Annotated in this window: 19 protein-coding genes; 6 read left to right on the top strand and 13 right to left on the bottom strand. The window is 47.3% G+C overall.

From position 1 onward, the window contains the following. Positions 1-9 precede the first annotated feature (9 nt). Positions 10-630, bottom strand: a complete 621-nt coding sequence (locus ACN0TT_RS06210; protein WP_417761270.1) for a sigma-E factor negative regulatory protein — start codon at positions 628-630, stop codon at positions 10-12. Between the two features lie 27 nt (positions 631-657). Beyond that, on the bottom strand, positions 658-1,236 hold the full coding sequence (gene rpoE, locus ACN0TT_RS06205) for an RNA polymerase sigma factor RpoE (RefSeq protein WP_417761269.1): 579 nt from the start codon (positions 1,234-1,236) through the stop codon (positions 658-660). 200 nt (positions 1,237-1,436) lie between these two features. On the opposite strand from rpoE, the gene nadB reads away from it, so the two are divergent. Continuing rightward, positions 1,437-3,047 (top strand): L-aspartate oxidase, encoded by a 1,611-nt coding sequence (gene nadB, locus ACN0TT_RS06200; RefSeq protein WP_417761268.1) that lies wholly within the window; start codon positions 1,437-1,439, stop codon positions 3,045-3,047. Here nadB and ACN0TT_RS06195 read toward each other — a convergent pair. The 10 genes from ACN0TT_RS06195 to rppH all read right to left on the bottom strand — a co-directional run bounded on the left by ACN0TT_RS06195 (position 3,035) and on the right by rppH (position 11,654). Continuing rightward, positions 3,035-3,388, bottom strand: a complete 354-nt coding sequence (locus ACN0TT_RS06195; protein ID WP_417761267.1) for a protein YgfX — start codon at positions 3,386-3,388, stop codon at positions 3,035-3,037. The genes nadB and ACN0TT_RS06195 overlap by 13 nt on opposite strands. A gap of 55 nt (positions 3,389-3,443) precedes the next feature. Further along, positions 3,444-3,695, bottom strand: coding sequence for a succinate dehydrogenase assembly factor 2 (locus ACN0TT_RS06190; protein WP_417761266.1), 252 nt, complete (start codon positions 3,693-3,695; stop codon positions 3,444-3,446). Positions 3,696-3,767: 72 nt separating this feature from the next. Continuing rightward, positions 3,768-4,667, bottom strand: coding sequence for a transcriptional activator NhaR (gene nhaR, locus ACN0TT_RS06185; RefSeq protein WP_417761265.1), 900 nt, complete (start codon positions 4,665-4,667; stop codon positions 3,768-3,770). 13 nt (positions 4,668-4,680) lie between these two features. Beyond that, a complete protein-coding gene (locus ACN0TT_RS06180; RefSeq protein ID WP_417761264.1) occupies positions 4,681-5,064 on the bottom strand; it encodes a hypothetical protein in 384 nt (127 codons plus the stop codon). After that, positions 5,061-6,236: a Na+/H+ antiporter NhaA gene (gene nhaA, locus ACN0TT_RS06175; protein WP_417761263.1), complete on the bottom strand. Its 1,176-nt coding sequence runs from the start codon at positions 6,234-6,236 to the stop codon at positions 5,061-5,063. The genes ACN0TT_RS06180 and nhaA overlap by 4 nt, the downstream gene beginning before the upstream one ends. 124 nt (positions 6,237-6,360) lie before the next feature. Next, a complete protein-coding gene (gene thyA, locus ACN0TT_RS06170) occupies positions 6,361-7,155 on the bottom strand; it encodes a thymidylate synthase (protein ID WP_417761262.1) in 795 nt (264 codons plus the stop codon). After that, on the bottom strand, positions 7,156-7,992 hold the full coding sequence (gene lgt, locus ACN0TT_RS06165; protein WP_417761261.1) for a prolipoprotein diacylglyceryl transferase: 837 nt from the start codon (positions 7,990-7,992) through the stop codon (positions 7,156-7,158). It lies immediately after the preceding gene. Between the two features lie 36 nt (positions 7,993-8,028). Further along, positions 8,029-8,829: a sulfite exporter TauE/SafE family protein gene (locus tag ACN0TT_RS06160; protein ID WP_417761260.1), complete on the bottom strand. Its 801-nt coding sequence runs from the start codon at positions 8,827-8,829 to the stop codon at positions 8,029-8,031. Between the two features lie 41 nt (positions 8,830-8,870). Beyond that, entirely contained in the window at positions 8,871-11,105 is a 2,235-nt protein-coding gene (gene ptsP, locus ACN0TT_RS06155; RefSeq protein ID WP_417761259.1) for a phosphoenolpyruvate--protein phosphotransferase, read from the bottom strand. Positions 11,106-11,132: 27 nt separating this feature from the next. Next, the gene (rppH, locus tag ACN0TT_RS06150) at positions 11,133-11,654 is read right to left on the bottom strand and encodes an RNA pyrophosphohydrolase (protein WP_417761258.1); all 522 of its coding nucleotides are present in this window, start codon (positions 11,652-11,654) and stop codon (positions 11,133-11,135) included. A gap of 705 nt (positions 11,655-12,359) precedes the next feature. Between rppH and mutH the strand changes: the two genes are divergently transcribed. The 5 genes from mutH to ACN0TT_RS06125 all read left to right on the top strand — a co-directional run bounded on the left by mutH (position 12,360) and on the right by ACN0TT_RS06125 (position 15,449). Next, entirely contained in the window at positions 12,360-13,031 is a 672-nt protein-coding gene (gene mutH / locus ACN0TT_RS06145; RefSeq protein ID WP_417761257.1) for a DNA mismatch repair endonuclease MutH, read from the top strand. Between the two features lie 126 nt (positions 13,032-13,157). Then, positions 13,158-14,225 (top strand): adenylate/guanylate cyclase domain-containing protein, encoded by a 1,068-nt coding sequence (locus ACN0TT_RS06140; RefSeq protein WP_417761256.1) that lies wholly within the window; start codon positions 13,158-13,160, stop codon positions 14,223-14,225. Positions 14,226-14,462: 237 nt separating this feature from the next. Next, positions 14,463-14,732 (top strand): type I restriction enzyme HsdR N-terminal domain-containing protein, encoded by a 270-nt coding sequence (locus ACN0TT_RS06135; RefSeq protein ID WP_417761255.1) that lies wholly within the window; start codon positions 14,463-14,465, stop codon positions 14,730-14,732. A gap of 27 nt (positions 14,733-14,759) precedes the next feature. Further along, entirely contained in the window at positions 14,760-15,005 is a 246-nt protein-coding gene (locus ACN0TT_RS06130; protein ID WP_417761254.1) for a hypothetical protein, read from the top strand. A gap of 39 nt (positions 15,006-15,044) precedes the next feature. Then, positions 15,045-15,449, top strand: coding sequence for a hypothetical protein (locus ACN0TT_RS06125; RefSeq protein ID WP_417761253.1), 405 nt, complete (start codon positions 15,045-15,047; stop codon positions 15,447-15,449). A gap of 80 nt (positions 15,450-15,529) precedes the next feature. Here ACN0TT_RS06125 and oxyR read toward each other — a convergent pair whose 3' ends face one another. Further along, the gene (gene oxyR, locus ACN0TT_RS06120) at positions 15,530-16,438 is read right to left on the bottom strand and encodes a hydrogen peroxide-inducible genes transcriptional activator OxyR (RefSeq protein ID WP_417761252.1); all 909 of its coding nucleotides are present in this window, start codon (positions 16,436-16,438) and stop codon (positions 15,530-15,532) included. Positions 16,439-16,590 lie beyond the last annotated feature (152 nt).

The raw sequence follows: 16,590 nt of genomic DNA, 5'->3' as shown, positions 1-16,590 counted from the left end.
AAGAATTCCTTACTGATTTGCCGGAGCTGGGGCTTCCTTCATATTGTTATCCACAACGGCACCTGCATTCAATCTTTGTTGCAGCAGATGATCTTGTAGATAACTATTAATACGTTGTTGTTGCTCACGCAGCTGCTCATTATTGTAACCTTGCTGCTGTGCGCCCGGGCCTTGATAGCTGACAGGTGAAGCACTACCAATCAATGGCCGAGTCACCAACGATGGTGCAGTAACATCGGTATCCCCTTCAGACTGGTTCATGTTTTGTACGCCCACAATCGCCATAACTGCGACCGTTGCTGCGATAGCATATTGACCAAGCTGTTTGTAGAACGGTACAACCCTCACTGAATCGCCTGAAACTTTCGCCGCAACATGTTGCTCTGTAGCTTCATCGCGTGATGGCGCTGGCGCCATAATGGTTGGCTCCTGCTCAATCGCATCAGCAATGCGAGCAGAGAGGTCCAAATTCAGGGCCTGAGGTAGCTCCCCTCTCATCGCATCACCAATCATATGATAGTTGCGCCACTTTTCATGAGAAGCTTTGTCGCTAGCAAGCTCAGCCAGTGCTTGTGAATCGGCTTCACCGTCCACCGCTGCAGAGACCCACTCTTGACCAAATTTTTCCATTACTTAACTCACCTGTTAGATTGATGATTATCGTTCCAGCAACGGCTGGAGCTTTTTGTCGATGGCTTCACGCGCCCTAAATATTCGGGACCTCACGGTTCCCACAGGACACTCCATCACATTGGCAATTTCTTCATAACTCATTCCATCAAGTTCACGAAGCGAAATGGCCATCTTTAATTCTTCTGGCAATGATTCCAATGTGTCGAAAATGACTTGTTTGATTTCGTCAGAAAGCATTAAACGTTCGGGCGAAGCAAACTCTTTCAACGCATCACTGCCCTCATAGAACTCAGCTTCATCAGCATCGACATCATTACTTGGCGCTCTACGCCCTTGCGATACTAGATGATTTTTTGCTGTGTTAACGGCAATGCGGTACAACCAAGTATAAAAAGCACTGTCTCCGCGAAAGTTAGGCAACGCGCGGTAAGCTTTAATGAACGCTTCTTGAGCGACATCAGCCACATCGGCTTGGTTGCGTACATAACGCGAAATTAAGTTAATTACCTTACTTTGGTACTTCTGCACCAACAGGTTAAATGCGTTTTTATCACCTCGTTGAACTCGTTCAACCAGTTGTTGATCACTTATCTGTCCACTCATTCGAGCCGACTTCTCCCAAATCTAAAATGCTGATTTCTCAGTCGCTCGAATCATATTCACATATGTAGACCAGCGCCTTTCTAAAAAGTTCTTAATGATCTTTTAATTTTTTGAAATCTGTTTTCAAAGACAAAAGTATTACCTAACAAGTATGAGTTGGTATAGGATTAACCCACCATCTTATCCATGCATAATACCCCATGAAACAAGCAGTTGAACACTCCACTGACGTGTTAATTATTGGTAGTGGTGCCGCAGGCTTAACCTTAGCGCTACATCTAGCAACTCGCTGTAAAGTCACCGTATTGTCCAAGGGACCACTGAATGAGGGTTCCACTTATTATGCGCAAGGAGGTATCGCCTCCGTTTTCGATGCAGAGGATACCATAGAATCCCACGTGGCCGACACTTTGGTGGCAGGCGCCGGATTGTGCGATGAAACCGCAGTAACCTTTACTGCCGAGAACGCCAAAGCAGCGATGCAATGGCTCATTGAATGCGGCGTCGCCTTTGATAAAGATGAATTACCCGATGGCAGTGTTGACGAAGAACACTATCACCTCACCCGTGAAGGTGGACATAGCCATCGCCGTATCTTACATGCGGCTGACGCTACTGGTAAGGAAGTACAAACCACACTGCAGCAGCTTGCGAAACAGCACCCCAACATTAATGTGTTAGAGCGTTATAACGCCGTGGATTTAATTACCACGCGTAAGCTAGGTCACTCAGGCAATCGCGTACTCGGTGCTTATGTGTGGAACCGAGCACAAGAGCGCGTCGAAACCATCCAAGCTCGTTTTGTGGCGTTATCCACGGGGGGCTCATCCAAAGTTTATCAATATACGTCAAACCCTGATGTCTCATCTGGCGATGGTATTGCTATGGCTTGGCGAGCGGGCTGCCGAGTGGCGAACATGGAATTTAACCAGTTTCATCCCACCTGCTTATATCATGCAGAAGCGCGCAACTTTTTGCTGACAGAAGCCCTACGAGGTGAAGGCGCATATTTATTGCGGCCAGACGGCACGCGCTTTATGCCAGAATATGATGAACGGGCAGAGCTTGCGCCGCGCGATATCGTAGCGCGAGCGATTGACCATCAAATGAAAAAGCTGGGCGCCGATTGCGTCTACTTAGATATTTCGCACAAAAATAGCGATTTCATTAAAAAGCACTTTCCGACTATCTATCAACGTTGCTTAACCTTAGGCATAGATATCACTCAGCAGCCAATCCCCGTGGTACCTGCCGCGCATTATACTTGCGGTGGCGTAATGACCGACCTACACGGCCAAACTGACCTTAACGGTTTATATGCCATTGGTGAGGTTGCCTATACTGGGCTGCATGGCGCCAATCGCTTAGCCAGTAACTCGTTGTTGGAATGCCTGGTATTCGCTCGAGCCGCCGCCGAAGATATTGACTCTCAACTGCCCAAAAAATTGTCCCTGGTTGAGATCCCAGCTTGGGACGAAAGCCAAGTGACTAATTCAGATGAAGAAGTGGTCATTGCCCATAACTGGCATGAGCTGAGACTGTTTATGTGGGACTACGTGGGTATCGTTCGTTCCAACAAACGGCTGGAGCGTGCATTACGCCGCGTAACCATGCTACAGCAAGAGATTGACGAGTATTACAGTAACTTCCGCGTAAGTAATAACTTACTTGAGTTACGCAACTTGGTGCAGGTGGCTGAGCTGATTATCCGCTGTGCCATGTCACGCCATGAAAGCCGTGGCTTACATTACAACATTGATTATCCGCAACAATTGCCGCACCCAAAACCTTCAATTCTTCAGCCAGATTGAGGTTGTGACCGCCGGTTGATTATCAACCGGCATAAGCTGCGATAGTCGTCATCCGCCAACATATCGGCAAAGCAAAATAGCGGTATATCGCGACCGTCTCGCTCAAGAAAGCACACGACTAGCCAAGGTGATACCCAGCTTCGTTCAGCTAATTGCCAGTGCTGTTCGTCTGCCGCTAGTACCCGCCCATATTCATCCAAAGTGAAACAGAACTGCCAACGACAAACGGTGAAATATTGCCGCACCAATAATACTGAACTAAGCGACAACAAGAGATATTTAAGGTAGGGATAAAACCAGAGGTCAATGTCAGGCCACAACGCAAACGTTGCGAGCAACATTGCAGCCAACGCCAAAAAACTTAGCCGCTGGCTGAAAGAACTTCTGAGGGAAAAACTATGGCGCTGCACGTCCACGAACTCGCGCAACCATGGCAGCAAGTTCAGCATCGGCACACTGCTTATGCCCCATAAACCATGCAAATAATTCAGGGTCTTCACACTCTAACAAGCGTACAAAGGTCGCTTTATCTTCGTTCGAGAGGGATTGGTATTGGTTTTCAACAAACGGCTGAAATAGGACATCCAGCTCTAACATACCGCGACGGCAAGCCCATTTAACACGAGCAAAGTTCATCGGTTCAGTCATTTAGCCACTCCATTTATAAATGCTGACCCAAGTTTACTCGTTGCGATAGACAGTGTCGATTAACCTAATGGCTCATGAGGCTGAATCGTGACCTTGGAACAATGAATCAAAATCGCTACTGAGCAGCAGCTTTACTGCCGGATGTTGAATCATCCGTTCAGCAAAGATGAGGTGATATTCCTCTAGCACATCGCGAGTAGTACCCAATAAGTGCATCCCTCTCGCTAAGATGCCATCGGCATAAACCGACGGCGCCACAATAATACCGCGGCCAGCAAAGCCAAACTCCCGCATCATCGCCGCATCATCAAATTCACCAGCAATCGACACAGTTAAGTCTAACTCAGCAAACCAGCGATACAGCTGTTGCCCTAAAGACGACTTTTTACTTGGTATTAGTAAAGGGGCTTCCGCCAAGCACGCGGGGAACGGTTGTTGTAGCGGGCCTAAATGAAAGAACGCGACTTCGCTTTCACCTAGCTTTTTGGAGAGAATTTCCGTGTACTTTAATGAATCGCCAGCGCAATCAGACAAGATCACGTCCAATTTATGCTCGCGTAATCGGGCCATGAGGTCCTCGTGAGTTGCTTCGTAACAGGCAATATGCGTGTTGCTCTCAGGCGCCATCACCGACATTAGCACTTTACCGGCCAGCGCTTTCGACAACGCATCAGCCACACCGACCTCAAACAACACGCGGTCATCTTTACGGTAATTGAGAACATCCAGCATCTCGTAGGACAAGGCAAACATCTTGTCGGCATAGCGAAAAATGAGCTCACCAAGTTCGGTGGGCTCAAGTTTACGGCCACTACGCTTAAATACCGCGCCATTGAGGCGTTCCTCAAAAGCGCGGATCTGCCCAGTAATCGTTTGCGGCGTAAGACATAAGGTTTCGGCGGCTTTGGTCACGGATCCCTTCTTATTCACCATCCAAAAATAATAGAGATGGTTATAATTCAAGTGCGACATGCCGACTCCTCTGCTAGTTCATACGTTGGCAGTTCAGCAAGGCAAATACGCCCTCCTGTAACTCTTCAGCGTTGCCGATATTACCCGATTCAAAACCTTCGACAAGCGCCAGCACCAAATTATCGCGATCAGGCAAGCGATCTAAGCAATACTGGCGATTCGCCTCTTGGTAACGCTTACCACCACGGAACTTCAATGCTCGCGAACTATAGTCATCGCTTTCTAAGCGAGCCCCCACGGCTCGAGGTTTGTACATTAAGGCGCCATCAACAATGCCTTCAAGATATGCGGTACACGCCTTAGCTTGGTGGTCAGCTTGACACTGTTCAACTTGTGAAGCGTTGACCGCTGGCACTATGGCAGCGACTAGTGACATTCCTATCAACCATCGTTTCATACTTGCTCTCCTGCTGCTGGTAAAGATTTAGATAACCAGAAATAACCCACAACTGCGGCAACCAACGACCCCATCAAAATACCTAAACGAGCTAGATCACCATAAATCACACCGCCATGTTCAAAGGCCAAAGAAGCAATAAACATCGACATGGTAAAACCGATACCGCACATCACCGCGACGGGGGCGATATGGCGCCAACCGATACCTTCTGGCAATTCGGCTAAACGCAACTTAACCGCGATAAAGCTAAATAACATCACACCCAGCGGCTTACCCAGTAATAGCCCCAAGGCAATACCCAAAGGTACAGGTGACAAAATGCTATCCACAGAGACGCCCGCCAAAGAGACCCCAGCATTAGCGAACGCGAATATCGGCAGAATAAGGAAATTACTCCACGGGTGTAAGCTGTGCTCCAAATGCTCGGACGGTGAGTCACCATTTTTGCCGCGCAGCGGAATAGCAAAGGCGATAATTACACCTGCCAAGGTTGCGTGTACGCCAGATTTGAGTACCGCCACCCACAAAATAAGTCCAACAAATCCGTAAGCACCTAGTGAGGTTACACCTTTACGGTTCAACACAACCAAGGCTACCACTGCAGCCACGGCCACGATCAAGCTAGTAACTGACAAGTCTGCGCTATAGAACAGTGCAATAATTACGATAACACCTAAGTCATCGATGATGGCGAGCGCCAACAAAAACACTTTCAACGCCACTGGAACACGGCTGCCGAGCAACGCCATGATTCCGAGGGCAAAGGCGATGTCGGTAGCAGCAGGAATCGCCCAGCCGCCAATGGTGACATCATCATTAAAGTTGAATGCCACATAGATTAACGCGGGAAGTAACATGCCACCTAACGCGGCAAACGTCGGCAGCGATGCTTTAGACACACTTGAAAGTGCCCCTTCTAATAACTCTCGCTTAACTTCCAGACCAATTAGAAGAAAAAACAGCGCCATGAGACCATCGTTAATCCACAGCAACAGTGGTTTATCGATATTTAATGCACCGATTCTGATTTGTAAGGGAGTATCTAAAAAGCCCTGATACAGGCCGAATAACGGGGTATTAGCAAAGATCATAGCCAAAGCAACGGCTACCAATAACAAAATACCCCCAGCCGATTCTTGGCTGAGAAAATTGCGAATCACTTTTTCCATTTTTATTTCGCTCCAATAACGACTTATCAAATAAGTATAGTTGCGAAACAGAAACAGTAAAAATCGAAAGAATCTGCAGATTAACTCGATTATTCCGAGTTAACCTGCATTTAGAAGCGAAAATTTAGATAGCTACAGGCGCTTTGATATGCGGATGAGGTTCATAACCGGACAATTCGAAATCTTCGAAACGATAGTCGAAGATAGTATCTGGTTTGCGCAGAATCTTCATCGTAGGTAACGCACGAGGCTCGCGGGTAAGCTGCAGTGCAGTTTGCTCCAGATGGTTCGAATAAAGGTGGGTATCGCCCCCAGTCCAAACAAACTCACCTAATTCCAAATTACATTGCTGCGCCACCATCATAGTTAACAAGGCATAGCTCGCGATATTAAAAGGTAAGCCAAGGAAAATATCGCAACTTCGCTGATACAGCTGACATGACAATTTGCCATCTGCGACATAAAACTGGAAAAATGCATGACACGGTGCCAATGCCATTTTATCCAACTCCGCCACGTTCCATGCCGACACAATCAACCGACGCGAATCCGGCTGTTGCTTAATCTGCTCTATCACTTGCGTGATTTGGTCGATATGTTGGCCATCAGGTGTTGGCCAGCTACGCCACTGCGCACCATAGACTGGGCCCAAATCGCCATTTTCGTCAGCCCATTCATCCCAAATGGAAACGTTGTTTTCTTTGAGATAGGCAATGTTGGTATCCCCCTGCAAGAACCACAGCAACTCGTGAATAATTGAACGAAGATGGCATTTTTTAGTGGTTACCAGTGGAAAGCCTTGGCTCAAGTCAAACCGCATTTGATGACCAAAAACTGAGCGAGTGCCAGTACCAGTGCGGTCGGACTTTTCCGTACCGTTATCGAGTACGTGCTGCATTAAATCAAGATACTGTCGCATTTATTGCTTTCCTTCCACCGCCGAAGCCGCGGTAGCCTGTTTACTGTGTCTAAAAATCAAATAAAGTCCGAATAATACCATAGGAATCGACAATAGCTGCCCCATGGTTAAGCCGCCCCAATAGAAGCCCATTTGCGCGTCAGGTTGGCGTACGGCCTCAGCTACACAGCGGAAAATACCATATCCAAGCAGGAACATCCCTGAAACAGCCCCCGGCTTTTGCGTACGCTTACTAAACCAATACAGCAGCAGAAACAGGGCCACGCCTTCCAACGCAAACTGATAAAGCTGCGATGGATGACGAGGCAATGGCCCCCCAGATGGGAATACCATTCCCCAAGGCACGTCAGTCACGCGCCCCCAAAGTTCACCATTGATAAAGTTGCCGATACGTCCTGCGCCCAATCCGATGGGTACCACCGGAGCAACAATGTCTGATACCGCCCAGAAACTACGCTTCTGCCGCACAGCAATAAAAATCATTGCCAAGATCACGCCCACAAGACCACCGTGGAACGACATACCGCCTTCGGTGATTTTAAACAGATACAGTGGGTCTGCGAGGAAATAGTCAAAGTGATAAACCAGTACATAGCCGATGCGGCCACCGAGGATCACCCCTAAGAAACTGTAGAACAGCAAATCGGAGACCTGCTCTCTTGACCAAACCCCATTACTGCGATCAGCTTTACGATTGAGTAGCACCATGGCGGCGACAAAACCGATCAGGTACATAAAACCATACCAACGCAGCGCTGGCTCAAACGAGTGTCCAAAGATCTCTAATGGACCGAATGACACCATAATTGGGTCGATTTCAGGAAACTGCAATGCCATAATCTATTGATATTCCGAAATAAAATAACTAACTTGTCAGCCAATGATAATTTTCAGGCCAACCACTAATAACAACGCGGCAAAAATTTTCTTCAACACAGCGGTTGGCCAAGTGCTGGCAGCTTTAGCGCCTAGCGGTGCAACCAACATTGATGTGGCAATAATGCCTGCAAGGGCAGGTAAATAGATATAACCGAAAGAGCCTGTAGGCATCCCCTGTACGTTCCAGCCGGCAATAACATACCCTAAACTGCCCCAGAGCGCGATCAGCATGCCGTTAGCTGATGAGAATCCAACCGCTTTTTTCATTTCTAACCCACATAAACACAAGAATGGCACCATCATTGCGCCACCACCGACGCCCATCAGCGCCGACAATACCGCAATCGCGGCTGATGCAATGAACAACACCGGAAACGGTGGCAACCGGCGAGGTTTCCCCGTTGGTTTATATGGATATGCCATGTTGATAGACATCAAGATAACAAATACCGCAAACCCTTTTTTGAGGTCTTCTCCGGCAATAAGTTCCGCGATAAAACCGGAGCACATCGCACCGACCATCGTCCCTGGCAGCATAGGTAAAAATAGCCGCCAATCGATATTTCCATGCTTATGGTGCGCCCTAGCTGACGCAAAAGAGGTAAGAATTATCGCCGCCAACGAAGTAGCTATAGCAACGTGAGGAATATTCTGCTGCGGCACACCAGCTATTGGCAGAATATACAGCAGTGCGGGAACGGCGATTAACCCGCCGCCGATCCCCAACAGCCCCGCCGAAAAACCGACAGCGGCCCCTAGGATGGCACAAACGGCTAATATTAATAATAATTCCATGTCAGCGCGCCCATAGGGATGGGCATCCTCTGTGGGTAAGGTTAATTTAAGACAGCAGCAAGATCTTTGTGGGCGAGATACTCACGCAAGAGTTCACGAACGTCTTGGCCACTACGCTTGGTCAAGGCTACATCCAACAATGCCTTTAGCTCGGTTAAACTTACCCGTCTGAGCAGGTAGTTGATACGCGCCAAACTGCCTTGGTTCATACTTAAATGACGGTATCCCATTGCTGTGAGTAACAAAGCACCAGCAGGTTCCCCAGCCATCTCGCCGCACACACTGGCCGCTAGCCCATAAGTCACGCATTGCTCGTGAGCACTTTTCAGCGAACGTAACACCCCAGGATGATAACTATCAAATAACGAGGTCACCCGAGGATTATTGCGATCCACCGCTAACAGATATTGGGTTAAGTCGTTACTCCCCACCGAGATAAAGTCAACGCGCTTTGCCACTTCCTCCAGTTGGAACAAAATAGCAGGAACCTCCAGCATAATGCCAACCCGTGGCCGGCTTAAATTGGGGTTCACATCCGCAGTTAACTCTTGGTAGGCTTGCTCAAAATATTCCAACGCATGATCGATCTCTTCGAGATTACTGACCATCGGCAACAGCACACTTAGCTGCTCACCGTCACCATTGGCTTGCAACATAGCGCGGATCTGCACCAAAAATAACTCTGGATGATCCAGCGACAAACGAATACCACGCCAGCCCAAAAATGGGTTTTCCTCTTTAATTGGGAAATAAGGTAACGGCTTATCGCCCCCCACATCCAAGGAACGCATGGTCACGGGCCGGCCATTGGCCGCTTTAAACACTTGCTTATAGACGGTGATCTGTTCCGACTCACTCGGAAAACGCTGCTGCAGCATAAACGGGATTTCAGTACGGTACAGACCAATTCCATCTGAACCATCAGCAATTTCAGACTCAAGGCCGCTAAGCAAACCTGCATTGAGATACAGTTTAATGCGCTGACCATCAAGTGTTTCGGCTGGGAGATGCAACTCCTGCACGTATTGACGTTGCAGCGCCTTTTCCGCGTTCATCAGTAAGCGGAACTCACTGATAACAGAAGGTGAAGGCGAAACCATCAAACTGCCGCGGGTGGCATTTAGCACTAACAACTTACGGTTAAGTTTAGCCGCAAGTACCTGTTGCACCCCAGTCAACGCCGGTATACCCATTGCCCGCGCCAAAATAGCGGCATGTGAGTTCACCCCACCCAACTCAGTGACAATCCCCACCAGCTTGCCACGCGGAAATTCCGCTAGCAGCGTAGTATCAGCCTCTTTTGTCACCAAAATAACTGGCCGCTCTGAATCTAACTCCAGTTGCTCAGGCTCCACCAACTGCCGTAAAACTTTAGTCCCCAGTTCACGGATGTCACTGGCGCGCTGCTTTATGTAGACATCTTGCATCGACTGGAACTGTTCGATGTAGCGTTTAGATACACGACTCACTGCAGACTCAGAGACCCAACCAACGGCCACCTCTCGCAGGTATTCACCGCCAAGGCTTTCATCTTCCAGCAGTGACTGCAGTGCAGCGAAGATAGCGACGACTTCTTGATCTTGTTCGCGGTCAAAACGCTGCGCTAAGTTAGCGAGATTATTACGGCAACGGTCAATCGCTTGGGTTAAGCGCTCGGTTTCGGCATTAACATCACGGCAGTGGATATCGGGTTGTTCTAATGAAATATCGCCACCCAAAACTAACGCGTTGGCAATAGCGATACCATTAGATGCAGGCGTACCGTTGAATAAGACTTGCTGACGGCGGTGCTGCACCACGGCCTTTTGCTTAAGACCTCTTACCGCCATGGCGAGCTGCGCCGCTAACGTCATCAAAAAGGCTTCTTCACCTTCACTGAACTGACGCGCACTGGCTTGCTGCACCACAATTACGCCGAGCAGCTGTTTTTGATAAATAATAGGCACTGCCAAAAAGGCACGATATTCCTCTTCGGCAGCTTCAGGGAACAGTTTGAACCGAGCATGCTGGCGCGCATCAGCCAAGTTAATTGCCTCTTCACGTTCAGCAACTAAACCGACCAAGCCTTCAGATAATGGCATTCTGACATGGCCAACTGATTCAGGTTTTAACCCATCAGTCGCTGACAATACCAATTCATCTTCATCAAGGATGTAGATAGAGCAGCATTCGGTTTGCATCGCGAGCTTTATCTGGCCAACGAGCAACTCCAATGCGGCATCGAGATCTTTGGCGCCAGCAACCGCCTGAGTGATATCCCTGAGTATGTTTAGCAACGGCTTCCCCCTGAAATCCTTTCCCGCTTAACGAGACGGACGACTACGATTACGTCGTCTTGGTTCACGTTGCTGCATAGCGAGCGCTGTTACAGCAAACTCTTTCATCACTTTACGGTAAACGTCCCGCTTGAAAGATACGACTTGCCGAACAGGATACCAATAACTGACCCAACGCCAATCATCAAATTCAGGATGACCACAGGCACTTAGGTTTACCGCATTATCATTTGACTTCAATTGCAGTAAGAACCATTTTTGTTTCTGACCGATACAAACAGGTTTACTGTCTTGTCTAACAAGGCGCTTTGGCAACTTATAGCGTAGCCAAGATCGAGTAGACGTTAAGATCTGCACATGCTCAGGTAACAAGCCCACCTCTTCGAACAACTCACGATACATGGCTTGTTCTGCGGTTTCGCCTTCGTCAACGCCCCCTTGGGGAAATTGCCATGAGTGCTGACCATAACGGCGTGCCCACATGACCTGACCAATCTTATTACAGATAATAATGCCCACATTAGCGCGAAAACCATCGCTATCAATCACATGGACTCCAAAAAACGAGCAAGATTAATAGCTTGATTGTTTCACAAACCTCGCGTGGCAGCAATTGCCATCTACATAGCAAATGCCAATAAAAAAGTTGAACAATTTCTCCAAAATATAAAAGTTATTCACTTTTTGTGGTCACTTTACTGCATCTATCCACAAAAACTGTGGATATCTATGTTTGCAACTGGCGAACAGCTGGGAAAAAGTACCAAAAACAGTGAAACATATAGCATCACCTCATCAAAAATAACCATTTAACACGATGAAATATAACAACTTTAATATCAATCCGCTTGTAGTTGTACAAAACAAGATAAACATTGCACACAAAACAACCAGAAAAAATAAAATCACGCTAATGAGACAGATGGCAGTGCATCAGCTCAACAAGCGCATCGATTTTAGCTATAACTATGAGACATTTTGATTACATTCATAGCAGTTAACCACAGTGACTACAGAGAATGGGCACACCTGTGGGTTATCCCAAAAATCTGTTGATAACTTTGTTGGCAAAGAGGGGGAATCCAGAGAGTAAAAAGGTAAAAATATTTTCACCGATATACAGAGATAGTATTTTTCTTTAAAATTCATGTAAGTAGACTGTAGATAACAGAGTTATTTATCTGATGATTTTTAGCGGTCATTATTTATACACTCACCTTTATATCCACATTTTGTCAGTTAATAGCGATTAAAATGATCATTACTACACCTCCGGCAACTATCGACGAACTGATGCAGCGCGCAGAAGCGCTAGCAGGACTCACACTAGCCGATGTGGCGCACGCATTGAATATTGCCGTGCCTGAAAATCTGAATCGTGATAAAGGCTGGATTGGTCAGTTACTTGAAACGGCACTCGGTGCCGAGGCTGGTTCAAAGCCTGAGCAAGACTTCTTACACTTGGGTGTTGAATTAAAAAGTATCCCCTTGAGCGCCAATGGCCTCCCACTGGAGACGACCTATGTTTGCGTCGCCCCGCTGCACAATGTGACTGGCTTAAGCTGGCAACAGAGTTTGGTATATCACAAGCTTCAGCGTGTATTGTGGATCCCAGTTGAAGGCGAGCGCAGCATACCGATAGCCGCACGCCACATCGGCATGCCTATTTTGTGGCAGCCGAATGCCGAGCAGCAGCGGCAACTACAGCAAGACTGGGAGGAGATCATGGAGCTAATAAGCCTTGGCAAAGTCAGCCAAATTACCGCACGCCATGGTGAAGTGCTGCAGTTACGCCCTAAAGCGGCTAACAGTAAAGTGCTTACTGAGAGTATCGCTGAAGACGGTAGCGTGCAGCTCACTAATCCGCGAGGCTTCTATTTAAAGACCCAGTTTACTGCCAAAATTTTGCGTCAATATTTTGGGTAAACCCCATATCAATTGACTTTGAGTTGATGCAGATCACATATATCACTGGAAACACTAAGGTTATATCGATAAACTAGCGCGTCTTGGGAATAGGGTGTTATTTATAGTGTCGGGCAAGTATTTTTCGTGAGAGCTCAAGTACAGGCTAAAAAGTTACTGTTTGCTATTCTGGCTTGGACCGGAGCAATGTCTGCATTTGTGTTTTTCAGGTATTCCCAAACCTTAGAAGTCCCGCAGTGGGCTGTCAGCTCAGGTGATTTTGCCACTCTCGCTATCTATTTAGGGGTGATTTTTGGCAGTCTGCACTGGATGTCCAACCTCATCGCCGACTTTAGCGCTATCAACCGCCTACCTTATATATTCTCGGTAGTATTTAAAGGCTTGTTCCTATTACTCGGGGCAACCACCCTCGCCTACATGACGCAATATCTCAATATGTGGGCGCTAGAAAACCACATTGCTACCCTAAGGCAGATGCTGACGGTGCATATTCTTTATAGCCCATCGTTCCAAGCGCTGATTATATATTTAGTGGTTGTCCGCGTTGGCTTAGCCTTTATTGAACAAATGGCGTTGCTGGTTGGGCCGCGAATTCTGTTGAACATCGGTATGGGTAAATACCATAAACCACGCTATGAACAACGCTTATTCCTCTACCTCGATATGGTAGCGTCCACTACCCACGCCGAATCGTTAGGCGACTATCGTTTTAGTCGTCTCATTCAAGATTGCTTTAGCCTGCTCACCGAAACGGTGAATAATAATGAGGCTGAGATCTATCGCTATATGGGCGATGCGGTACTCATTCACTGGCCGTTGGATAAGGGCATTAAAAATGACCGCTGCATGAATATCTATTTCGAGTTCAGCCAGCAGCTCAATTGGCAGCGACGTTATTTTGAAGAGCACTACGGATTTGTGCCTAAGTTTAAGGCAGCAGCACATTGTGGTCAGGTAGTGGCCGCCGTGGTAGGCGTGCAAAAACAGGAGATCAGCTTCTTTAGCGATGTGATCAATACTCTGGCTCGTCTGCAAGATCAGTGTAATCCGCTCGGGCAGCGCATGTTGTTATCTGGCGCGTTAGTCTCCCGTTTGGACAACAGTGATAGCGAGTATCAGTTAATGAATCTTGGTCCGGTCAAACTCAAAGGTAAACAGCACTCGATAGAGGTTTACGGGGTAAAACCCAAGTAGGTTAACTTCCCAACCATTCGCTCTCCCCAGCTTACACTGTTTAACAAAAAATTAACTAATAACGAGAAACGCGAACTGCCAGACTATTTTTCAAGCAACAGTGATTGCATTGATAGCACCTTCCGCTTGCGGACTATCAAATATGGATTTTACTGAGCACTTACAATTACTCTCAAAAAAGCAAATCAAATAGACCCCTCGCTCGAAACCGAGGAGGCAGCCAAACACGCTTTAGTCATGCCATTTCTTCACAGTGTCTTAGGCTATGACATTTTTGCCTCATCCGAAGTGGTACCGGAATTTACCGCTGCCAAAGCCACTAAAAAGGACGAAAAGAGCGAAAAGGTCGATTACGCTATTCTGAAAGAAGGTGCGGTACAGATTCTGATTGAGTGCAAATGCTTCGGTGAGAAGCTGACACTTAAACATACCGCTCAGCTGTTTAGGTATTTCTCGGTCACCAATGCCCGTATTGCTATCTTAACCAACGGCCACGAGTACCAGTAATTTACCGATCTTGATGCGCCAAACAAGATGGATGAGAAGCCATTTATGGTGCTGGATTTACTAGATATTGATGAGCACATTGTTCCTGGGTTCAAAAAGCTCACCAAGCAAGTATTTGATGTTGAATCGGTCGTCGATACCGCCGGTGAGTTAACGTACCGATCAGCGGTTAAGCGCTTACTGAACAAACAGTTTCAAAAACCAGAGGAAGAGCTAATTAAGCTCTTGACGTCCCACGTCTACGACGGTGTACTCTCTCCCAAAGTTAAATAGCAATCCGCCGTCATTGTCCGCAAAGCACTTAAGCAATTCTTGAGTGATAGCGTAAATGAGCGCCTTAAGAGTGCGCTGACCTCACCAAACAGAGACGAACCACCGACCACAACAGCGATTGATGAGATGGCGGAGGATTCGGTAAAAGAATCCAAGATTGAAACAACCCAAGAAGAGTTAGACGGCTATAACGTGGTACACGCTACTTTACGCGCTCAATTTGATGTTAAGCGGATTGTGGCTAGAGACACTCAAAGCTACTTTGGCATATTGCTCGATGATAATAACCGCAAACCACTCTGCCGACTGCATTTTTTGGTAAATCTACCAAGTATATCGGCGTGTTTGATGAGCAAAAAACTAAGACACGGCTACAAATTGAATCCGTCGACGGCATCTAGCGCATTGCACAGCTCGACAATACTAAACATTATCAGCAGCTAGCGGAAGCCTGATAAAAGATGTTCATATCTACCATCGCAAAAAAGCCGCCCTTCGGCGGCTTCTCTTGTAAATATACGCGGTTACTCTTGTGGCTGCAGTAACTTTTGGATCTCAAGCCCCAGCGTTCTAAAGGTCATAATGCGGCTGGTCGTTTGACGCCACACAATGCCAATTTCGCGGTAAGGAGCATCCCCAGGCGGCGTCATCACAGTTAAGTCGGTATCTTTTAAAATACCTGCATCAATGGCCATCTGCGGCAAGAACGTGGTGCCCAATTTGCTATTCACCATCTGCACCAGAGTGTGCAAACTAGTGGCGGCGAACGGATTAACCTTAGCACTGTCACCGAGTTGGCAAGCACTGATAGCGTGACCAGTAATACAATGCTCAGATTGCAGCAAAAAGATGCTTTCATCAGGCAATGTTTGATAATCGATCGGGTGATGAATATCAGCGGCCAAATCTTTGTGGATTACCATTTTGAACGGATCGAGCCCAACTTTCATGCTGTGGAAACCAGAGACATCCGCTGGCAACGCTAACAACAACAGATCTAGCTCGCCTTTTCCTAATGAAGCCAGCAAGCGTTCGGTCGTGTCTTCCTTCAGCAGCAAGCTCAGGGTCGGATAGCTTTGCTGGCACTGACGCACCACACGGCTCAATAGAAACGGTGCAATAGTCGGTATACAGCCAAGACGAATTTCACCTGTCATTGGCTCACCTTGGTTTTTCACCAGTTCCACCAGATCATCAACGTCAGTCAATATTTTTAATGCTCGCTGGACAACCTCTTCTCCAGTAGCAGTGAACATAAATGACTTATGGTCACGCTCGATCAACTGGTATCCCAGCTGCTCTTCTAAGTTCTGAATGCCACTTGAAAGCGTTGACTGGCTGACATGGCACAGCTTGGCCGCGCGGTTAAAGTTTTGTTCCTGGTGCAAATTTACCAGGTAATACAGATTTTTTAGGCTGGGCAAATGTTTCATTGTTTTAGACACCAATTGTCTACCTCAATTTGTAATACAATACCACAATACAAAAATCGCGCTGATAACGCTAGAGGCTCATCAAAAATATCTTTCAAAATGTCATAGCTAAACGAGCATAACGATAACAGAGTCGCGCAGAGACAACAAAA

This window comes from Shewanella sp., assembly GCF_048265805.1.
Lineage (GTDB): Bacteria > Pseudomonadota > Gammaproteobacteria > Enterobacterales > Shewanellaceae > Shewanella.
Note: the sequence above shows the minus strand (reverse complement) of the source record. Positions and strands in the feature narration are given on the sequence as shown.

Excerpts from the sequence above, each read along its gene's own strand:
- ACN0TT_RS06135 (WP_417761255.1), top strand. The coding sequence starts at position 14,463 with ATGCCATTTCTTCACAGTGTCTTAGGCTATGACATTTTTGCCTCATCC.
- nhaR (WP_417761265.1), bottom strand. The coding sequence starts at position 4,667 with ATGTCGCACTTGAATTATAACCATCTCTATTATTTTTGGATGGTGAAT.
- oxyR (WP_417761252.1), bottom strand. The coding sequence starts at position 16,438 with ATGAAACATTTGCCCAGCCTAAAAAATCTGTATTACCTGGTAAATTTG.
- thyA (WP_417761262.1), bottom strand. The coding sequence starts at position 7,155 with ATGCGACAGTATCTTGATTTAATGCAGCACGTACTCGATAACGGTACG.
- ACN0TT_RS06210 (WP_417761270.1), bottom strand. The coding sequence starts at position 630 with ATGGAAAAATTTGGTCAAGAGTGGGTCTCTGCAGCGGTGGACGGTGAA.
- ACN0TT_RS06160 (WP_417761260.1), bottom strand. The coding sequence starts at position 8,829 with ATGGAATTATTATTAATATTAGCCGTTTGTGCCATCCTAGGGGCCGCT.
- nhaA (WP_417761263.1), bottom strand. The coding sequence starts at position 6,236 with ATGGAAAAAGTGATTCGCAATTTTCTCAGCCAAGAATCGGCTGGGGGT.
- nadB (WP_417761268.1), top strand. The coding sequence starts at position 1,437 with ATGAAACAAGCAGTTGAACACTCCACTGACGTGTTAATTATTGGTAGT.
- rpoE (WP_417761269.1), bottom strand. The coding sequence starts at position 1,236 with ATGAGTGGACAGATAAGTGATCAACAACTGGTTGAACGAGTTCAACGA.
- lgt (WP_417761261.1), bottom strand. The coding sequence starts at position 7,992 with ATGGCATTGCAGTTTCCTGAAATCGACCCAATTATGGTGTCATTCGGT.
- ACN0TT_RS06130 (WP_417761254.1), top strand. The coding sequence starts at position 14,760 with ATGGATGAGAAGCCATTTATGGTGCTGGATTTACTAGATATTGATGAG.
- ACN0TT_RS06190 (WP_417761266.1), bottom strand. The coding sequence starts at position 3,695 with ATGACTGAACCGATGAACTTTGCTCGTGTTAAATGGGCTTGCCGTCGC.
- ACN0TT_RS06180 (WP_417761264.1), bottom strand. The coding sequence starts at position 5,064 with ATGAAACGATGGTTGATAGGAATGTCACTAGTCGCTGCCATAGTGCCA.
- mutH (WP_417761257.1), top strand. The coding sequence starts at position 12,360 with ATGATCATTACTACACCTCCGGCAACTATCGACGAACTGATGCAGCGC.
- ACN0TT_RS06195 (WP_417761267.1), bottom strand. The coding sequence starts at position 3,388 with ATGTTGCTCGCAACGTTTGCGTTGTGGCCTGACATTGACCTCTGGTTT.